Genomic DNA, 15,513 nt, shown 5'->3' with positions numbered 1-15,513 from the left:
AGAATAAATCTAATCAACTAAAGGAGTTTTCACAAATGAAAACATTATATGAAACAACAGTCATCAATACAGGCGGACGTCAAGGCATCGTACAATCCCCAGATAACGTGTTTATGTTGGATGTTGCTGCACCACCTGAACTCGGAGGACAAGTGACAACAGCTACCAATCCGGAGCAGTTGTTTGCAGCAGGGTATAGTGCTTGTTTTAACTCCGCACTGGAGTTTCAATTGAAGAAACACAAAGTTGAAATTGAAAGAAGTACCGTAGCTGCTACTGTAATGTTGGTGACGGACTCTGAGGACAACGGCGTGAAGCTTCAAGTCGATTTGGAAGTTAAGATTCTCGGTCTGGATGAGGAGACAGCACAGAAGTTTGTAAAACTTGCCCATGACTACTGCCCATACTCCAAAGGAATTAAAGGGAACGTGAATGTTAACGTGGAACTGGCGTAACTGATACTATTTGTTATTGATAAGAAGCCTCCGAGAAATCGGAGGTTTTTTTGGTTTTATTTTGCTCCGTTGTAAGATGTGCTTTGCCCGGAAAAAGCAATATTAATGATTGTAACATACCTATAGGGGGTATAATGAATGGTATAAATAGAATTAAAGGAGTGCAGAACATGAAAAAGTACGTATTGACCATATCGACTATATTGATTACAAGCAGTTTGGTTTTGAGTGGATGTGGCAAGGAGACTCGGCAGACTAGTGAAAGTAACGATGACAGTCATACAGCTGCTGCAGGTGAGATGCACCATTCTGAGTCGGGAGAGCTACCAGAAGGACTGCGCGAAAAAAACAATCCTACCTTCCCAATAGGAAGCCAGGCGCTGATGAGTGCCGACCACATGTCAGGCATGAAGGGGGCGAAAGCAAAGATCGTTGGAGCATATGAGACTACGGTATATGCAGTTACGTATACGCCAACCACAGGCGGAGATCCCGTGCAAAATCATAAATGGGTTATCCATGAGGAAATAGAGGACCATACGGATCAAGCGTATGAGGCAGGTTCTGAGGTAGTGTTGAGCGCTGATCACATGAAAGGAATGAAGGGCGCCAAGGCCACAATTGATTCTGCTGAACAGACAACGGTATATATGGTTGATTATACCCCTACAACAGGGGGAGATTCGATAAAGAATCACAAATGGGTCACAGAAGAAGAATTATCTGCTATCTAATAGAACCATTTGTATGAAACAGCCTTTTCAAGCATAAAAATCAATTTCACACTCAATTATGGGTTATAATGGTATTAAAGTTTATACAAAACTGCTGAAAGGGGAATGTACTTATGATGGATTTTAGCAAACCACCCCATGGCTCTGAGACCGATACCCACCGTCAGCGTCATCAGGAGAATGAACAGAAATACCTGTCCGGAGGCAAGAGCATTTGGTATGAAATCAGCAACTGGCTCATTCTCGGAGGTATCCTCCTTGTCATATTTTTATTATTTAAATACGTTTTCTAAATAGACACACAACCGGGCGAATCCCCATATGATGGACTACATCAGTAAGCACTTGGGGAAATGGGGAATCCGGGATGGCAAAAGCAAAGGGTAAGAAAGCTCCCGCATTAAAGAGTGATAAAATACGTGTATCCATGAAGTTGGTCACTTCGGATGTATGTGAGAGATGTAAGACACCCTGTACACGAGGAATGGATTATGCTGCACGTATGAGAATTGAAGGGGCTTTAGGCAAGGGCGTTCCCTGTATATTGACCCGCCATACTTCTTCATAACTCTTCGTATAATCCCGTATATATAACAGTTATAGATTAGGGGCATCCTTTAATGAGGATCGCCTCTTTTTGTGCATTCCAAGGGGTGGAAAAAATTCTGGATAAAAAATGAAAAATGATGAAAAACAGCGCAACTTTGTGGATGAATCTGCAGTATAAATGTACAACAGCTAGCAGCAGGGGAGGGAATATTGACGGGATGAAATGGAAACGAATATTGCTTTGTGTCACGGTATTCTCCTTGCTCGGCGGGTCTTTATTGTTTGCTGACTCAGTGAACGAGAAGATTCGTGTTCTCATTAACGGCAAGGAAGCAGCTGATGGAGGTTATCTCATTGATGGAACGACCTATGTACCTGTAAGAGAAGCCGGAGGCGTCGTCAAATGGGACAGCAGTAACAAGAGAGTAACGGTGATCAAACCGAATGTACATATTTTTCTCTTCAAGGGAGACACTGTATTTGGCAACGTTAACGTAGGTAAGCTGAAATTCAATGTATTTTCACAAGTGGACAGTCTGACAGCAGATGTAGCTGCGGTGAAAGTAACGATTACCAATCCAAGCGGTCAGGTGAAGGATATCCAGTCCCAGGAGCTTACGACACAGAAGGATAACTTCTGGTTCCGCACATATGATTTTACGTACGATTTCAGTCGTGCTGGCAAGTATCAGGTTGGCTTTCATATTAAAGAAAATGCAAACAGCAGCTACGTCCTGGTAGCGGAGAAAATCATTACAGCGCTGAACGATTGAAGCAAAAATAACCCTGTGAGTTAAATTGACCTGGGTCATTGAACATGTTACGATATGCAAGGTTACACAATTTCTATTTATAAAGCGAGGTATTTCAATGAGCGATCACACACATGAACACGGCGATGGCTGCGGATGCGGGCAAGACCACGACCACGACCACGAGCATGAAGAAGTCCTTCTCACATTAACAGACGAGAACGGCCAAGACGTGGAGATGGTTTTGGTGGAGACGTTTGACGTGGAGAAGCATGTTTATGCGCTCCTGCTGGAACGTAACAATCCTGAAGCTGACGGCATCATCCTGCGTATGGAAGAAGAAGACGAGGAAATGGTGCTCTACAATATTGAAGACGAAGAAGAGTGGAACCGCGTTGAAGCGGCTTACAACGAACTCGTTGCATCACAAGAATAGTCATTCTTTTGGAACATAACATGAAGGCTCCTTGATCTCAGGGGGCCTTTTGTTTTGTTTTTAAGAGGTATATGAGCATGTACACCACCGGTTTGAACGACGAAATAGACGGGAAAATGCAAACTCGCTTGTCCCATAAAATAAAAAAGGACCAAGCTAGGGCTTGGTCCGTTAAGTTTATCCCCTGCACAGCGCAAGGGGGTTGTTTTAGAAAATGGCATCGGCTTCCACGATCACTTTAACATTGGTTACGCTGCGATCTTCGGGTCCTTTGACGGGTAATCCAACTTCGACATGATCGATGATGTAGTCGATATTTTCCTGGGTGATAACCTCACCCGGTAACAGGATCGGAATTCCTGGCGGATAGACATAGATGAATTCCGAGATAATACGTCCTGCGGATTCCTTAAACGGAATCACTTCGGTATCACCGTAGAATGCATCACGTGGAGTCAGCATCAACTGTGGAATGTCCGGAACTTTTACGACCAGTTCATGGGCCGGGTTCACTTGATAATAGGTACGGGAGAGATCCTGCAAAGCGTTCAGCAAGATATCCACGCTGTCATCCGTATCTCCTGGCGTGATGAGACACAGAATATTGTACATATCACTAAGTTCGACCTCGATGTTGTAATGTTCACGCAGCCAGTTCTCTGTTTCATATCCTGTAATACCTAGATGGCGAACATGGATCGTTACTTTGGTTGGATCATAGTTGAAGGTCGCTTCTGTGCCCAGCAGCTCTCTACCGAAGCAATACAGTCCATCCATATCGTTAATCGAACGTCTGGCAAACTCAGCCAGTTCAATCGCCTTCTGTGCAATCTCACGACCGTGGAGTGCCAGGTTACGTCTTGATGTATCGAGTGAAGCAAGCAAAATGTATGAAGTTGATGTTGAGGTGAGCAGACTGAGGATCGTCTGTACACGCTGTGGATTCACGAACCCATTCTTTGTGTTCAGGTTGAGTACGGAACTCTGTGTCATGGAGCCACCAAGCTTGTGAACACTGGTTGCAGCCATATCGGCACCTGCTGCCATCGCAGACAACGGCAGATCCTCATGGAAATGAATGAGTACGCCATGTGCTTCATCAACAAGTACAGGGACTTGGTAGCTGTGTGCCAGCTCAACAATCTCTTTCAGATCGGTAACCACGCCGTAATAGGTCGGGTTAATTACAAGCAATGCCTTGGCATCTGGATGACGCTCAAGTGCGCGACGGATAGACTGTGTAGTCACTCCGTGGTCAATGCCCAGATTGGCATCTTGTGAAGGAGAAACAAATACGGGTTTGGCGCCTGAGAAAATAATCGCGGACAGAACCGATTTATGCACATTACGGGGCACAATAATTTTGTCACCCGGTGAACATACAGACAGAATCATGGTCATAATGGCACTGCTTGTGCCTTGGACACTAAAATAGGTATAATCGGCTCCGAAGGCATCTGCTGCCAAAATCTGTGCTTCCTGAATGACACCGGTTGGCTGATGCAGGTCATCCAACGGTGCGATGTTAATCAAATCTATGGAGAAGGCATTATCGCCAATAAATTCACGGAATTCGGTATCCGCTCCCAATCCTTTTTTATGGCCCGGAATATGAAACTGTACCGGATTGAGTGCCGCATGATTTTTTAAAGCGGTAAACAGCGGCGTACGGTGGTGATTCATCAGTGCTGTCACAACCCTTCCTAATAAAATTGGTAAACAAAGATGAGTATAGCAAATTAAGAACCGAATGCAACAGTATAATCGACAATTTTTTAAATTGCGGAGATTTGGGCGCATTCCCCACGGTTACACTAAGGATAGGGAATAGGCAAATGAACACCGAAAGGGGAAAAAGAATGCAAACCGACACAAAACCAGCCAAAATTTTGCGATCACCATTTTTTATCGCGATGTGGCTGACACTTTTTCTAGTTGAAATTATCAAAGGAGCCCTGTTGGTAGCTGTTTTGCCCGTGTATATGGACAATATACTGGGTCTGTCTGCAGGCGTCATTGGTGTGGCATTTGCTCTTCAATATCTGGGTGATAATCTGTTCCGGGCGCCTTCCGGCTGGGCAGCAGAACGGATCGGGTTCCGCGCAACGATGGTTACAGCATTAATCTGTACCTTAATCGCTGTTATTATGATCCTTTTTCTCAAAAGTGCCTTTGGACTGGCCATGGCCTGTCTCATTCTTGGCATTGGTACGTCACCACTATGGCCTTGCGCCATGACAGGAGTGACTGCGATGTCAGGCCCACAGAACAAGAATGGTACAGCAATGGGGGCGCTGGAGATGGCTGCTCTAGGGGGAACGGGGCTTGGACCTATAGGGATGAACTGGCTGCTGGAGCGCACGCATCATGATTATCGAACTATATTCCTTGTGCTAATGGGTTGTGCCATTCTCGTTATTCTAGTGGCCATGATTCTTCCTGGACGTGTCGTTGTTGAAGGGGAGCATGCCGAGCAAGCAGCGAAGAATAGTGATGGAAAATATCCAGCCAAACCGAATCTGCTCACGCCGTTCATCCGGCTGCAAAAGAGTGTGAAGGGCACACTGCAACGGGTACGCAGCACGCTTAATGTTAATCCACTCGTGTATCCTGCCTTGTTTATGCAATCGTTTGTCATTGGGCTGCTTAGTCCAGTAATCACGCTATATACACGCACAGACCTGCACATTTCACCGAATCTTTACAGTTTGTTGCTGATTGCGGGAGGTGGAATAACCGTTATTGCCTTGCTGCCTGTAGGTAAAATGGTAGACAGGTTTGGTACGAAACCGTTCCTGAATATTGGTTTTTTGATGGCGGCGGCGAGTCTGTTCGCATTCTCCTCCATAACATCCATTCCGGTGGTGTTTGGTATTGTCATGCTGGTCGGCATCAGTTATGCCATGATTTTGCCCGCCTGGAATGCTTTTGTAGCTACGCTGATTCCCAAAGGAGAGCGGGGAGCAATCTGGGGATTCTTCCTTACATTGCAGGGATCAGGCATGGTTGTAGGCCCCATTGTTTCCGGACTGCTGTGGGACCACGTGAGTCATCCGGCTCCATTCATTGGCAGTGCCATCGTCATGGCAGGACTTGCCGTTGTGCACTTTGTGTTATCCCGCAATCCGTTTCGCACCGCTCCGGCCAAATAATCAAAAGAACAGGGAGTTCCGTTAACCATCATGGTTGTGGAACTCCCTTTTTCGCGTCCGTTATATCATGATAATCGGGGGCTTGCCCCTGTGCGTCTGCGGAAAGCTGCAATCCGGCGGTCCTTTCGGTGAAAAATAGTCAAATAACCAAGTACCCTTACATAAAATGAAGTATAAAATAGGGTAAGCCGATTGAGTAGAAGCGATTGAAGACGAGGGCCGGAGTTGATCCGGTACAGATGGAGGGAGTGCCGTGAATAAGAGTTATGAAGTTGAATATTGCAATCTGGAGCTGCGGTTCAACCGTCGGCATATCCAAAATTTGATCAGAGACCTTATTCGTGAGGGATATTCACTATATTGGAGCGAGGACGAATCCTTTTTTATCCTGTCAGTCCGGACCGGCCGCAAGCTGGTAAAGCTCCGTTTTCAACAGACACGCACGGGGAACTACAAGATGACTGGAGATTATATCATTAAGGATGCAAAGCTTGCAGAGTGGCTGGAGAAGCTGATTGGAGATACACGCGGGCATGCGGTTGTGAAGCGTTTCAAGGATCAGCAGATGACCGTGGAGAACATTTTATTCGGCGAAGTCATACGGCTCGTGGAAGTGTCCGGGTTCAAGCAGCGTGTCATTTTTCAAAAGGAACCTGCGCCGACGGCGGAAGAGATGGAAGAAATGTTCCTCTCGCGTGAAGGCGAGGAAAGGCTTATGTTGTTGCGCATGGAAGTGGACGATGAACTGGAACGTCTCTACACGGCCATGAAGATGGATAATATAGACAAAGCAAATGCTTGCCGTGAAGTCTTAAAACAGCTGTCCGGACATCTGTTAATGTTGGAAGGCTGACAAGATAAGGCCGTATTTATGAAAATACGATGAACACCTCAGCAGATTGGGGTGTTTTCTCGTTGCGTAGCTGAGCCACGGGGTTCACTTCTATACATAAAACCGTTAAAATGGGAGTATTGTTGAGAATTTATTTCAATAAAATTAATTGGAGCAAAGGATGAAGGACCAGATGACAAAACAACAAATTGGCGTAATTGGCCTGGCTGTCATGGGCAAAAATTTGGCCCTTAACATTGAAAGCAAAGGGTTCTCAGTATCGGTATATAACCGTTCCCCGGAGAAAACCAATGATCTTCTGAAAGAAGCTGAAGGTAAAAACCTGACAGGCTCATTCTCCATTGAAGAGTTCGTAGCATCCCTGGAATCCCCGCGCAAAATTTTGATCATGGTACAAGCCGGCAAAGCAACCGACGCTACCATTGAACAACTGCTTCCTCACCTGGATGAGGGCGACATCATCATTGATGGAGGGAACGCATACTTCCCTGACACGCAACGTCGCAGCAAAGAGTTGGAAGACAAAGGCATTCGTTTCATCGGTACAGGTGTATCCGGTGGTGAAGAAGGCGCACTGAAAGGCCCTTCCATCATGCCAGGTGGACAGGAAAGTGCTTATAAACTGGTTGAACCGATCCTGACGGCGATCTCGGCCAAAGTCGGTGACGATCCATGTTGTACATATATTGGACCTGATGGTGCCGGACATTATGTGAAAATGGTGCATAACGGTATTGAGTACGGAGATATGCAGTTGATTGGTGAAGCGTATCACTTGCTCAAATCCGTATTGAACGTTTCCGTTGAAGAGCTTCACGCGATCTTTACGGAATGGAATCAAGGAGAGCTGGATAGCTACCTGATCGAAATCACGGCAGATATCTTCTCCAAATACGATCCAGAAACGGGCAAACCAATGGTTGATGTTATTCTGGATGCGGCTGGACAAAAAGGAACAGGTAAATGGACAAGTCAAAGTGCGCTGGATCTCGGCGTACCATTGTCCATGATTACAGAATCCGTATTCTCCCGTTTCCTGTCTGCCATGAAGGACGAGCGTGTAGCAGCTAGCAAAATCCTGAGTGGACCAGCGACTGAAGCGTTCTCGGGCGACAAAAAAGCGTTCATCGAGAGCGTGCGTAAAGCCCTCTTCGCAAGTAAAATCGTATCCTACGCACAAGGATTTGCACAAATGCGTGCAGCTTCCGACGAGTATGGCTGGGATCTGAAATACGGCAACATTGCCATGATCTTCCGTGGCGGTTGCATCATCCGTTCGCAGTTCCTGCAAAACATCAAGGAAGCTTATGATAAAGACGCAGCTCTGAAAAACTTGCTCTTGGATCCGTACTTCCAGAACATCGTTGAGTCTTATCAAGACGCATGGCGTGAAGTTGTAGCGGCTGCTGTAAAACAAGGTGTTCCGGTACCTGGCTTCTCCAGCGCCCTTTCTTACTACGACAGCTACCGTACAGAGCGTCTGCCAGCCAACTTGCTGCAAGCCCAACGTGACTACTTCGGTGCTCACACATTCAAACGTGTGGACAAAGAAGGCAGCTTCCACCACAACTGGATGGAGTAGTACCACATATACAAGTCTATTAGATTTGGCCAAAGTGCCCTTAAGCAGGAGCTTTGGCCTGCTGAGGGGCTTAGAAGAGGTTTGGCGTTCCGGTGATTGCCGGTTAACGCCAGGCCTCTTTTGGTCTTTCCCAGTCCGCAGGGCTGTGTTATGATAGGACAAAAGTGCTCACGAATTGCTTGAATTAAAGGAGTGTACACCTTGAGCAAGTCTAACAATATTATTCTCATCGGTATGATGGGAACCGGCAAATCAACCGTCGCTGACATGCTTGCACGCGAGCTTGGTTATCGATTGATTGATGTAGACGCCGCGGTGGAAAAAGAGGAAGGCTGTACGATTCCAGAATTGTTCACTGGCAAGGGAGAGACATATTTCCGTGATGCCGAGAGCCGCATGTTATGCTCGGTGCTGGAGAAGAAGTCACAGGTCATAGCGACCGGAGGTGGCGTGGTGCTGCGTTCGGATAATTGTGACGTGATGTTGAAGAATGGTTGGGTTGTTGCCTTGACTGCTGATCCGGCAGTGATTGTAGAGCGTGTTAGTGGCTGTGACAATCGTCCACTCCTCGCAGGTAATGCAGAGGAACGCATTCAGGCAATTATGGAAGAACGGAAAGACGCATATCGGTTCGCACATTATACGGTGGATACAACCGAGTTATCCGCTGCCGAAGTGACTCGTTTAATTTTAGCGCATTACCGCGTCTAAGCTTGTTATCATCGAAGTTTGATGGTTGATAGGTGGTGGCAGATATAACAAAACGGGCCGTATAGGCCCGTTTCTGGGAGTGGAGCAGAGCTGAGGTCACAAGGTTACAAATGACTTCGCTTCTCTCCGGGTTTCTCTAGTCTTCCTGTTGCCACTGAAGCATACCGCCGACCATGTTTGTACAGCCTTCATATCCCAGTTGTTGCAGATATTCACAGGCACGCTCACTGCGGTAACCGCTACGACAGATGATCACGATCTCGCCTGATTTCTCAATCTCAGACAGTCGGTCCGGAATCTGTCCAAGCGGAATATGCTTGGCTCCTTCGATCATGCCTTGTGCGACTTCATCGTCCTCGCGGACGTCTATCATCTGCAGCTTCTCTCCCGCCTGTAAACGGCGGCGCAGCTCAGACGTTTCAATTTCAGCTATTTGTGTCATATTCAGGTCCTCTTTTCTGTATGGACTTAACGCTATAATGATACCCAAGCGATGCACGGAATGTCAATTTGGCCACAATATAATCAACGAAGGAGAATTTCATCCATGGACGTTATTGTTAAACCAACCCCCACTCTGAACGGGGAAATCGGGGCTCTGTCCTCCAAAAACTACACGACTCGCTATTTGCTGGCTGCTGCGCTGGCAGAAGGCACAAGTACCATTCATTTCCCGGCACACAGTGAAGACAGTGACGCCATGCGCAGATGTATTCGTGATCTGGGGGCAGTACTTGAAGAAGACGACAGCAAGATTGTGATCCAGGGTTTTGGCAGTCATCCCCGTGATGTGCGTGAATTGAATGTAGGGAATGCGGGTGCTGTACTTCGTTTCCTGATGGGCGTTACAGCGCTCTGCCCTGACGTTACATTTGTGAATACGTACCCGGATTCTTTGGGCAAACGCCCCCATGATGACCTGATCGATGCGCTTGGTCAATTGGGTGTAGATGTACAGCACGAACAAGGACGCTTGCCAATTACAATCAAGGGTGGCAATGCCAAGGGTGGACACATTCGTGTATCCGGCTCCGTCAGTTCCCAATATCTGAGTGCATTGTTGTTTGTTACGCCGTTGCTTGCAGAAGACAGCACCATTGAAGTGCTGAATGACCTGAAGTCCAAGGTCGTTATCGGACAGACACTCGAAGTGCTGGAGCAGGCAGGCATCGTTATCCATGCAAGTGATGATTATATGTCCTTCCGTGTACCAGGTGGACAGGCTTACCAACCAACGACCTACACAGTTCAAGGGGATTATCCCGGCTCAGCAGCGATTCTTGCCGCAGCAGCGGTTACACAGTCTGATGTGAAAATTCTGCGCCTGATGGAGCAGAGCAAACAGGGTGAACGTGCCATCGTTGACGTGCTGCGCATGATGGAAGTGCCATTGACACATGAGAACGATGTTGTACACGTTCAAGGTAATGGCAGACTGAAAGCGATCGAATTCGACGGGGATGCCGCGACGGACGCCGTTTTGGCTATGGTAGCCGCAGCTGTGTTTGCGGAAGGCACGTCACGGTTCTATAATGTAGAGAACCTGCGTTACAAGGAATGTGACCGAATCACCGATTATTTGAACGAACTGCGGAAGGCAGGAGCAAACGTTGAAGAGCGTCAGGCTGAGATTATCGTACATGGACGTCCAGAAGGCGTTGAAGGCGGCGTGGAGATTAACGCTCACTACGATCATCGCGTAATTATGGCACTGACTGTCGTTGGTCTGCGTTCCAAGGAGCCGCTTCGTATTCGGGATGCACACCATGTAGCCAAGTCTTATCCGCAATATTTCGATCATTTGCAGGCGCTTGGCGCCTCGGTTCAATGGGTAAAAGAGTAAATAACTGAAAACCTGTTTTTTGAACACGCACTTTAATCAGAAAAGGATGGTGCTTGAACATGGAATTTAACAACCCTACTCGTGAAGAAATTGGACAACTTTTGCGCAAGGCAGGAAACATCGCAGTCGTCGGCTTATCAGACAAATCAGATCGCACTTCCTATATGGTGGCAGAAGCCATGCAGAGCAGAGGTTATCGCATCATCCCGGTTAATCCACAGGTGCAAGGTGAAATCCTGGGAGAGACGGTATATGCTACACTCGCGGATATTCCAGAGCCGGTAGACATTGTTAATGTATTTCGTCGCGAAGAGTTTTGCGCGGATGTCGCTCGTGACGCCGCTGCCATCAAAGCCAATGTGCTGTGGCTGCAACTTGGCATCCATAGTGATGAAGCGGTCCAGATTGCTGCAGAGAACGGCATGACAGCGGTAACGAATCGTTGTATCAAGGTAGAGGATTCCATCGTTCTGCGCGGCGCTGGACGCGGCTGAGAGGCTCGTTCACCTGTGATCGAATGATCTCCTGATCTGTCCCAATTGAATGAACATAGGATGAATCCCGTTAACTTGAAGTTGACGGGATTTTTTCTATTCTATTTTTGCCGTATTAATTACCAATTGGTTACTGTTTTGCTTTGACAAAACGTTGCGTAAAGCTTACCATCTAGGATAGAAAGGAGAGGTCGCCATGAATTGGCTCGGATCCTTGCAGCAGCTCGGACGAGCGGTAATGCTGCCTACAATGGTCCTGCCCGCCGCCGCAATTTTGCTCAGTGTTGGCAGTCTGCCTTGGGACGCCTGGGGATTGGATATTGTCGGTGAAGTGTCTACCGTGGCCGGACACGGTATTTTTTATTTCTTACCGTATTTGTTCGCTGTCGGTGTAGCACTGGGACTCTCCAACCAGGCCGGACAAGCGGGACTTGCTGCTCTGGCTGGTATCGTGATATATGATCAGGTAACTCGGAACTTTGGGGATGGCACCGTTCAGCCCGCTTCCTTAATCGGAATCATACTCGGCGCGCTTGCCGGTGGGATGCATAATCGGTTTAAAAGCATTAAACTGCCTGAAATTTTACAATTTTTTGGAGGTTCAAGGTTTGTTTTACTCATCGTCGGACTCTGTTCGGCATTGTTCTCCTGTTTTATGTTATGGCTCGCTCCGATCCTGCAGCATGGATTGAACGGCATTGCTACCTGGGAATACAGTCTCGGGGGTTTTGGATTGTTCATCTACGGAGTGTTATACAGGGTGCTGGTCGCATTCGGGCTGCATCACCTGCTTAACAATGTGTTTTGGTTCCAGTTAGGGACGTTTGAGACGCCTGATGGTAACATTGTGCAAGGAGATTTGCCACGATTTTTTGCAGGTGATCCAACAGCAGGATTCTTTATGGCGGGTTTGTTTCCCATCATGATGTTTGCCATTCCGGCAATAGCCTTTGCTATTATTCAGGAAGCCAGAGAAGATCTGAAACCAAAAATCAAGAAAACTTTTCTGACATCGGCACTCGTTTGTTTTCTAACCGGGGTATCGGAACAGATTGAGTTTGCTTTTTTGTTCGCGGCACCTTATCTGTTCATCGTGCATGCAGTGATGTCCGGCGTTGCCATGTGGATTAGTTACTGGCTTGATATCCGGCATGGATTTTCTTACTCCGCAGGTATTATTGATTACATACTCAATTTCCATCTATCGGAGAATGCTTGGAAGCTCATTCCGATTGGCATACTATATGGGCTGGTTTACTACTTCCTGTTCCGATGGGCAATTCGTACGTTCAAGATTCCAACACCAGGACGTGAAGAGGGCTCCATGCTGGAAGATTGGGTAGGTAACATTCCTTATCAGGCACCTTTAATCCTCGAAGCATTGGGTGGGAAGAGTAACATTGTACAGGTTGAAGCTTGTATTACACGTCTTCGCCTGACTGTGCATGATGACCGCCTGATCGACACGGGTGCCATGAAGAGTATGGGGTCCGCCGGACTGATCAAGCTGGGTGGCGGTAACGTACAGGTGGTATTCGGGACCTACTCGGAATTGATTCGGGAAGAAATCGCGAAGCTGCTGGAAAGAGATCTGCAACAGGTGCTGTTCTGTGCCCCCGTTCAGGGCAAAATGCTCCCGATTGAAGAGGTGCCGGATCAGATTTTTGCAGCCAAGCTTGTCGGTGATGGTGTAGCCTTTGTTCCGGAAAAGGGAGAGCTGGTCTCACCCGTGTACGGAACGATTATGCACTTGTACCCGACCATGCATGCCTTGGGTATTTCTACCCGTGAGGGGCTTGAAGTGTTACTGCATATCGGCATCGATACCTCTCAGTTGAAAGGCCATTTTGAAGCTTTTGTTCAGGAGGGCGATACGGTGGAGCCAGGGCAGTTGTTGATCAAGTTTGATCTGGCAGTACTCCGCGATCAAGCGGCGTCACTAACAACACCAATGGTAATTACGAATCCAGATCGTGTAAAATCATGGAGTTTTGCTCCATTTAAGCAAGTTAAGAAAGGTCAGGCATCCGTTATGTCCGTGGTGCTCTATGACAGGAACGTTGGAGGGGTAGAATGAAGATACAAGGCATCAACGGAGCTGCAGGCATAGCCATCGGCAAAGCATTTGTCCTGCCCAGTTGGGAATGGGATCTGCCGGATCAGAAGATGGATTCGGTGGATCTTGCCCAAGAGTTCGAACGGCTGTATGAGGGCATACGGACATCTAAGGATGAGATCGAATATATCAAAAATGAGTTCAAGGAAGTTGTTGGTCCAGAGGAGTCCAGTATCTTTGATGCACATCTGGCCATCTTGGAAGATCCGGTATTCATGAACGAAATTCGCGGCATTATCGAGCGTCAATATAAGGCAGCAGAAGTGGCGGTCAAAGAAGCCATTGACCACTTTGTCACGATGTTTGACTTGCTGGAAGACGAGTATATGAAGGAGCGGGCCATTGACATCAAGGATGTGGGTAACCGTCTGCTCAAGCATTTGCTCGGTGCACCGGAGATTACACTTCCTTCGGATACCCAGCCGTATGTACTTGTTGCCAAAGAACTATCGCCATCTCAACTGGCGCATCTGAATCCCACCCATGTACTAGGTATTGTAACCTTGATTGGCGGGAAAACATCACATTCTGCGATTATGGCTCGTGCCCTTGGCATTCCTCTCGTTTCCGGTCTGGAAGCGAGTCTTGGCATGCCAGTAGAGACAGGGGATATGCTTGTCGTGGATGGTGACAATGGCTTGGTATTTACGGACCCGGATCGCAAGACGATTGAACGGTATACCATGCTTCGCAGCAAACAACTGAAGAAAAAGGAACAACTTCAAGTCCTTGCTACCGTGGATGCTGTAACCAAAGATGGGGCCGTTTTGCACTTGGCTTCCAATATCAGTTCGGTGAAGGAATTGGACCTTGCTTTGAAACAAGGAGCCAAAGGTGTGGGCTTGTTCCGAACAGAGTTTTTGTATATGGACCGTGCTACTTTCCCTGGTGAGCAAGAACAGTATGAGGTGTACCGTCTTGTGGCAGAGAAAACAGCAGGACAATCTGTTGTTATTCGTACACTGGATATCGGTGGTGACAAGCAACTCGATTACTTTGAACTGCCGGAGGAAGACAATCCGTTTCTGGGTTACCGAGCCATTCGGATTAGTCTCGACCGCAAGGATCTGTTCAAAACACAACTTACAGCCATTCTGCGTGCCAGCGCTGCTGGAAATGTCAAAATCATGTACCCGATGATCTCTTCGGTGGAAGAACTTCAGCAGGCCAATGAGATTCTCCGTGAGGCGATGTCCGATCTGGACGAGCGCGGATTATCCTACGACCCTCACATTCAGGTGGGAATTATGATTGAAGTTCCTGCAGCGGTGATGATTGCTGATCTGCTCGCAGAGGAAGCTGATTTCTTCAGTATTGGTACGAACGACCTGGTTCAATATGTACTGGCAGTAGATCGAATGAATGAGCAGATTGCTCATATGTATCACCCCTATCATCCGGCTGTTCTGCGGATGCTTCGTGCGACAGCAGATGCGGCTCATACGGCTGGAATTGATGTCAGTGTGTGCGGAGAGATGGCAGGGGACGAACGTGCCATTCCGCTTTGGTTGGAGCTTGGCATTCGCCACTTGAGTATGTCTCCACAATCCTTGTTACGTGTGAAGCACAGAGTGCTGAACACAACAGCATCGGCCGCCAAAGAAGAAGCGCGAAAGTGCTTCGCCTTACGGACCAGCGGAGATATTGAGGAGCGACTGCAAGTCTTTAATGACTCCACGGGAAGTCCGGATGAACAAAGTGGTTCGAACGCATCATAATTGGGTTAACTGGATATAAACACCTTTAAGTTAATATATTTACATTTGTGATAATTATTCGTTGGAATGCTTGTTATATAAAACAACCCCACTGTGCATGAGAGCACAATGGGGTTAT

15 protein-coding genes are annotated in these 15,513 nt (G+C 47.4%); 13 read left to right on the top strand and 2 right to left on the bottom strand.

Going from position 1 to position 15,513, the window contains the following annotated elements; translation table 11 throughout:
- The first annotated feature begins 35 nt into the window (after positions 1-35).
- From AC6CIF_RS05925 to AC6CIF_RS05905, 5 genes are all read left to right on the top strand, one after another.
- Complete coding sequence (locus tag AC6CIF_RS05925; RefSeq protein ID WP_017687397.1) at positions 36-455, top strand: organic hydroperoxide resistance protein; 420 nt, start codon at positions 36-38, stop codon at positions 453-455.
- Between the two features lie 170 nt (positions 456-625).
- Positions 626-1,189, top strand: a complete 564-nt coding sequence (locus AC6CIF_RS05920; protein WP_498198495.1) for a YdhK family protein — start codon at positions 626-628, stop codon at positions 1,187-1,189.
- 113 nt (positions 1,190-1,302) lie between these two features.
- A complete protein-coding gene (locus tag AC6CIF_RS05915; protein ID WP_017687398.1) occupies positions 1,303-1,482 on the top strand; it encodes a hypothetical protein in 180 nt (59 codons plus the stop codon).
- A 474-nt stretch (positions 1,483-1,956) separates the two neighbouring features.
- Positions 1,957-2,511, top strand: coding sequence for a stalk domain-containing protein (locus tag AC6CIF_RS05910; protein ID WP_036614723.1), 555 nt, complete (start codon positions 1,957-1,959; stop codon positions 2,509-2,511).
- A 97-nt stretch (positions 2,512-2,608) separates the two neighbouring features.
- Positions 2,609-2,926, top strand: a complete 318-nt coding sequence (locus tag AC6CIF_RS05905; RefSeq protein ID WP_036614722.1) for a DUF1292 domain-containing protein — start codon at positions 2,609-2,611, stop codon at positions 2,924-2,926.
- 207 nt (positions 2,927-3,133) lie between these two features.
- On the opposite strand, the gene AC6CIF_RS05900 is transcribed toward AC6CIF_RS05905, so the two are convergent.
- Complete coding sequence (locus AC6CIF_RS05900) at positions 3,134-4,609, bottom strand: aminotransferase class I/II-fold pyridoxal phosphate-dependent enzyme (protein WP_047844430.1); 1,476 nt, start codon at positions 4,607-4,609, stop codon at positions 3,134-3,136.
- 176 nt (positions 4,610-4,785) lie between these two features.
- Between AC6CIF_RS05900 and AC6CIF_RS05895 the strand changes: the two genes are divergently transcribed.
- The 4 genes from AC6CIF_RS05895 to AC6CIF_RS05880 all read left to right on the top strand — a co-directional run bounded on the left by AC6CIF_RS05895 (position 4,786) and on the right by AC6CIF_RS05880 (position 9,224).
- On the top strand, positions 4,786-6,078 hold the full coding sequence (locus tag AC6CIF_RS05895; protein ID WP_498198493.1) for an MFS transporter: 1,293 nt from the start codon (positions 4,786-4,788) through the stop codon (positions 6,076-6,078).
- A gap of 253 nt (positions 6,079-6,331) precedes the next feature.
- The gene (locus tag AC6CIF_RS05890; RefSeq protein ID WP_498198491.1) at positions 6,332-6,931 is read left to right on the top strand and encodes a YkzI domain-containing protein; all 600 of its coding nucleotides are present in this window, start codon (positions 6,332-6,334) and stop codon (positions 6,929-6,931) included.
- 172 nt (positions 6,932-7,103) lie between these two features.
- Entirely contained in the window at positions 7,104-8,513 is a 1,410-nt protein-coding gene (gnd, locus tag AC6CIF_RS05885; RefSeq protein ID WP_498198489.1) for an NADP-dependent phosphogluconate dehydrogenase, read from the top strand.
- Between the two features lie 201 nt (positions 8,514-8,714).
- Entirely contained in the window at positions 8,715-9,224 is a 510-nt protein-coding gene (locus AC6CIF_RS05880; protein ID WP_036614703.1) for a shikimate kinase, read from the top strand.
- A 136-nt stretch (positions 9,225-9,360) separates the two neighbouring features.
- Here the strand turns inward: AC6CIF_RS05880 and AC6CIF_RS05875 are convergent, their stop codons facing one another.
- Positions 9,361-9,666 carry a rhodanese-like domain-containing protein gene (locus AC6CIF_RS05875; RefSeq protein ID WP_017687407.1) on the bottom strand — a complete coding sequence of 102 codons (306 nt, stop codon included), beginning with the start codon at positions 9,664-9,666 and terminating at the stop codon, positions 9,361-9,363.
- A gap of 105 nt (positions 9,667-9,771) precedes the next feature.
- Between AC6CIF_RS05875 and aroA the strand changes: the two genes are divergently transcribed.
- The 4 genes from aroA (at position 9,772) to ptsP (ending at position 15,395) form a co-directional block, all read left to right on the top strand.
- Complete coding sequence (gene aroA / locus AC6CIF_RS05870) at positions 9,772-11,067, top strand: 3-phosphoshikimate 1-carboxyvinyltransferase (protein WP_498198487.1); 1,296 nt, start codon at positions 9,772-9,774, stop codon at positions 11,065-11,067.
- 59 nt (positions 11,068-11,126) lie between these two features.
- On the top strand, positions 11,127-11,561 hold the full coding sequence (locus tag AC6CIF_RS05865; RefSeq protein WP_017687409.1) for a CoA-binding protein: 435 nt from the start codon (positions 11,127-11,129) through the stop codon (positions 11,559-11,561).
- Positions 11,562-11,757: 196 nt separating this feature from the next.
- Positions 11,758-13,638, top strand: coding sequence for a glucose PTS transporter subunit IIA (locus AC6CIF_RS05860; protein ID WP_498198485.1), 1,881 nt, complete (start codon positions 11,758-11,760; stop codon positions 13,636-13,638).
- Positions 13,635-15,395: a phosphoenolpyruvate--protein phosphotransferase gene (ptsP, locus tag AC6CIF_RS05855; protein WP_036614699.1), complete on the top strand. Its 1,761-nt coding sequence runs from the start codon at positions 13,635-13,637 to the stop codon at positions 15,393-15,395. Before AC6CIF_RS05860 ends, ptsP begins: the two co-directional genes overlap by 4 nt.
- Positions 15,396-15,513 lie beyond the last annotated feature (118 nt).

It is taken from the genome of Paenibacillus sp. GQ49 (assembly GCF_059759055.1).
The sequence above is the reverse complement of the archived record's forward strand: the minus strand, read 5'-3'. Positions and strand labels throughout refer to the sequence as shown.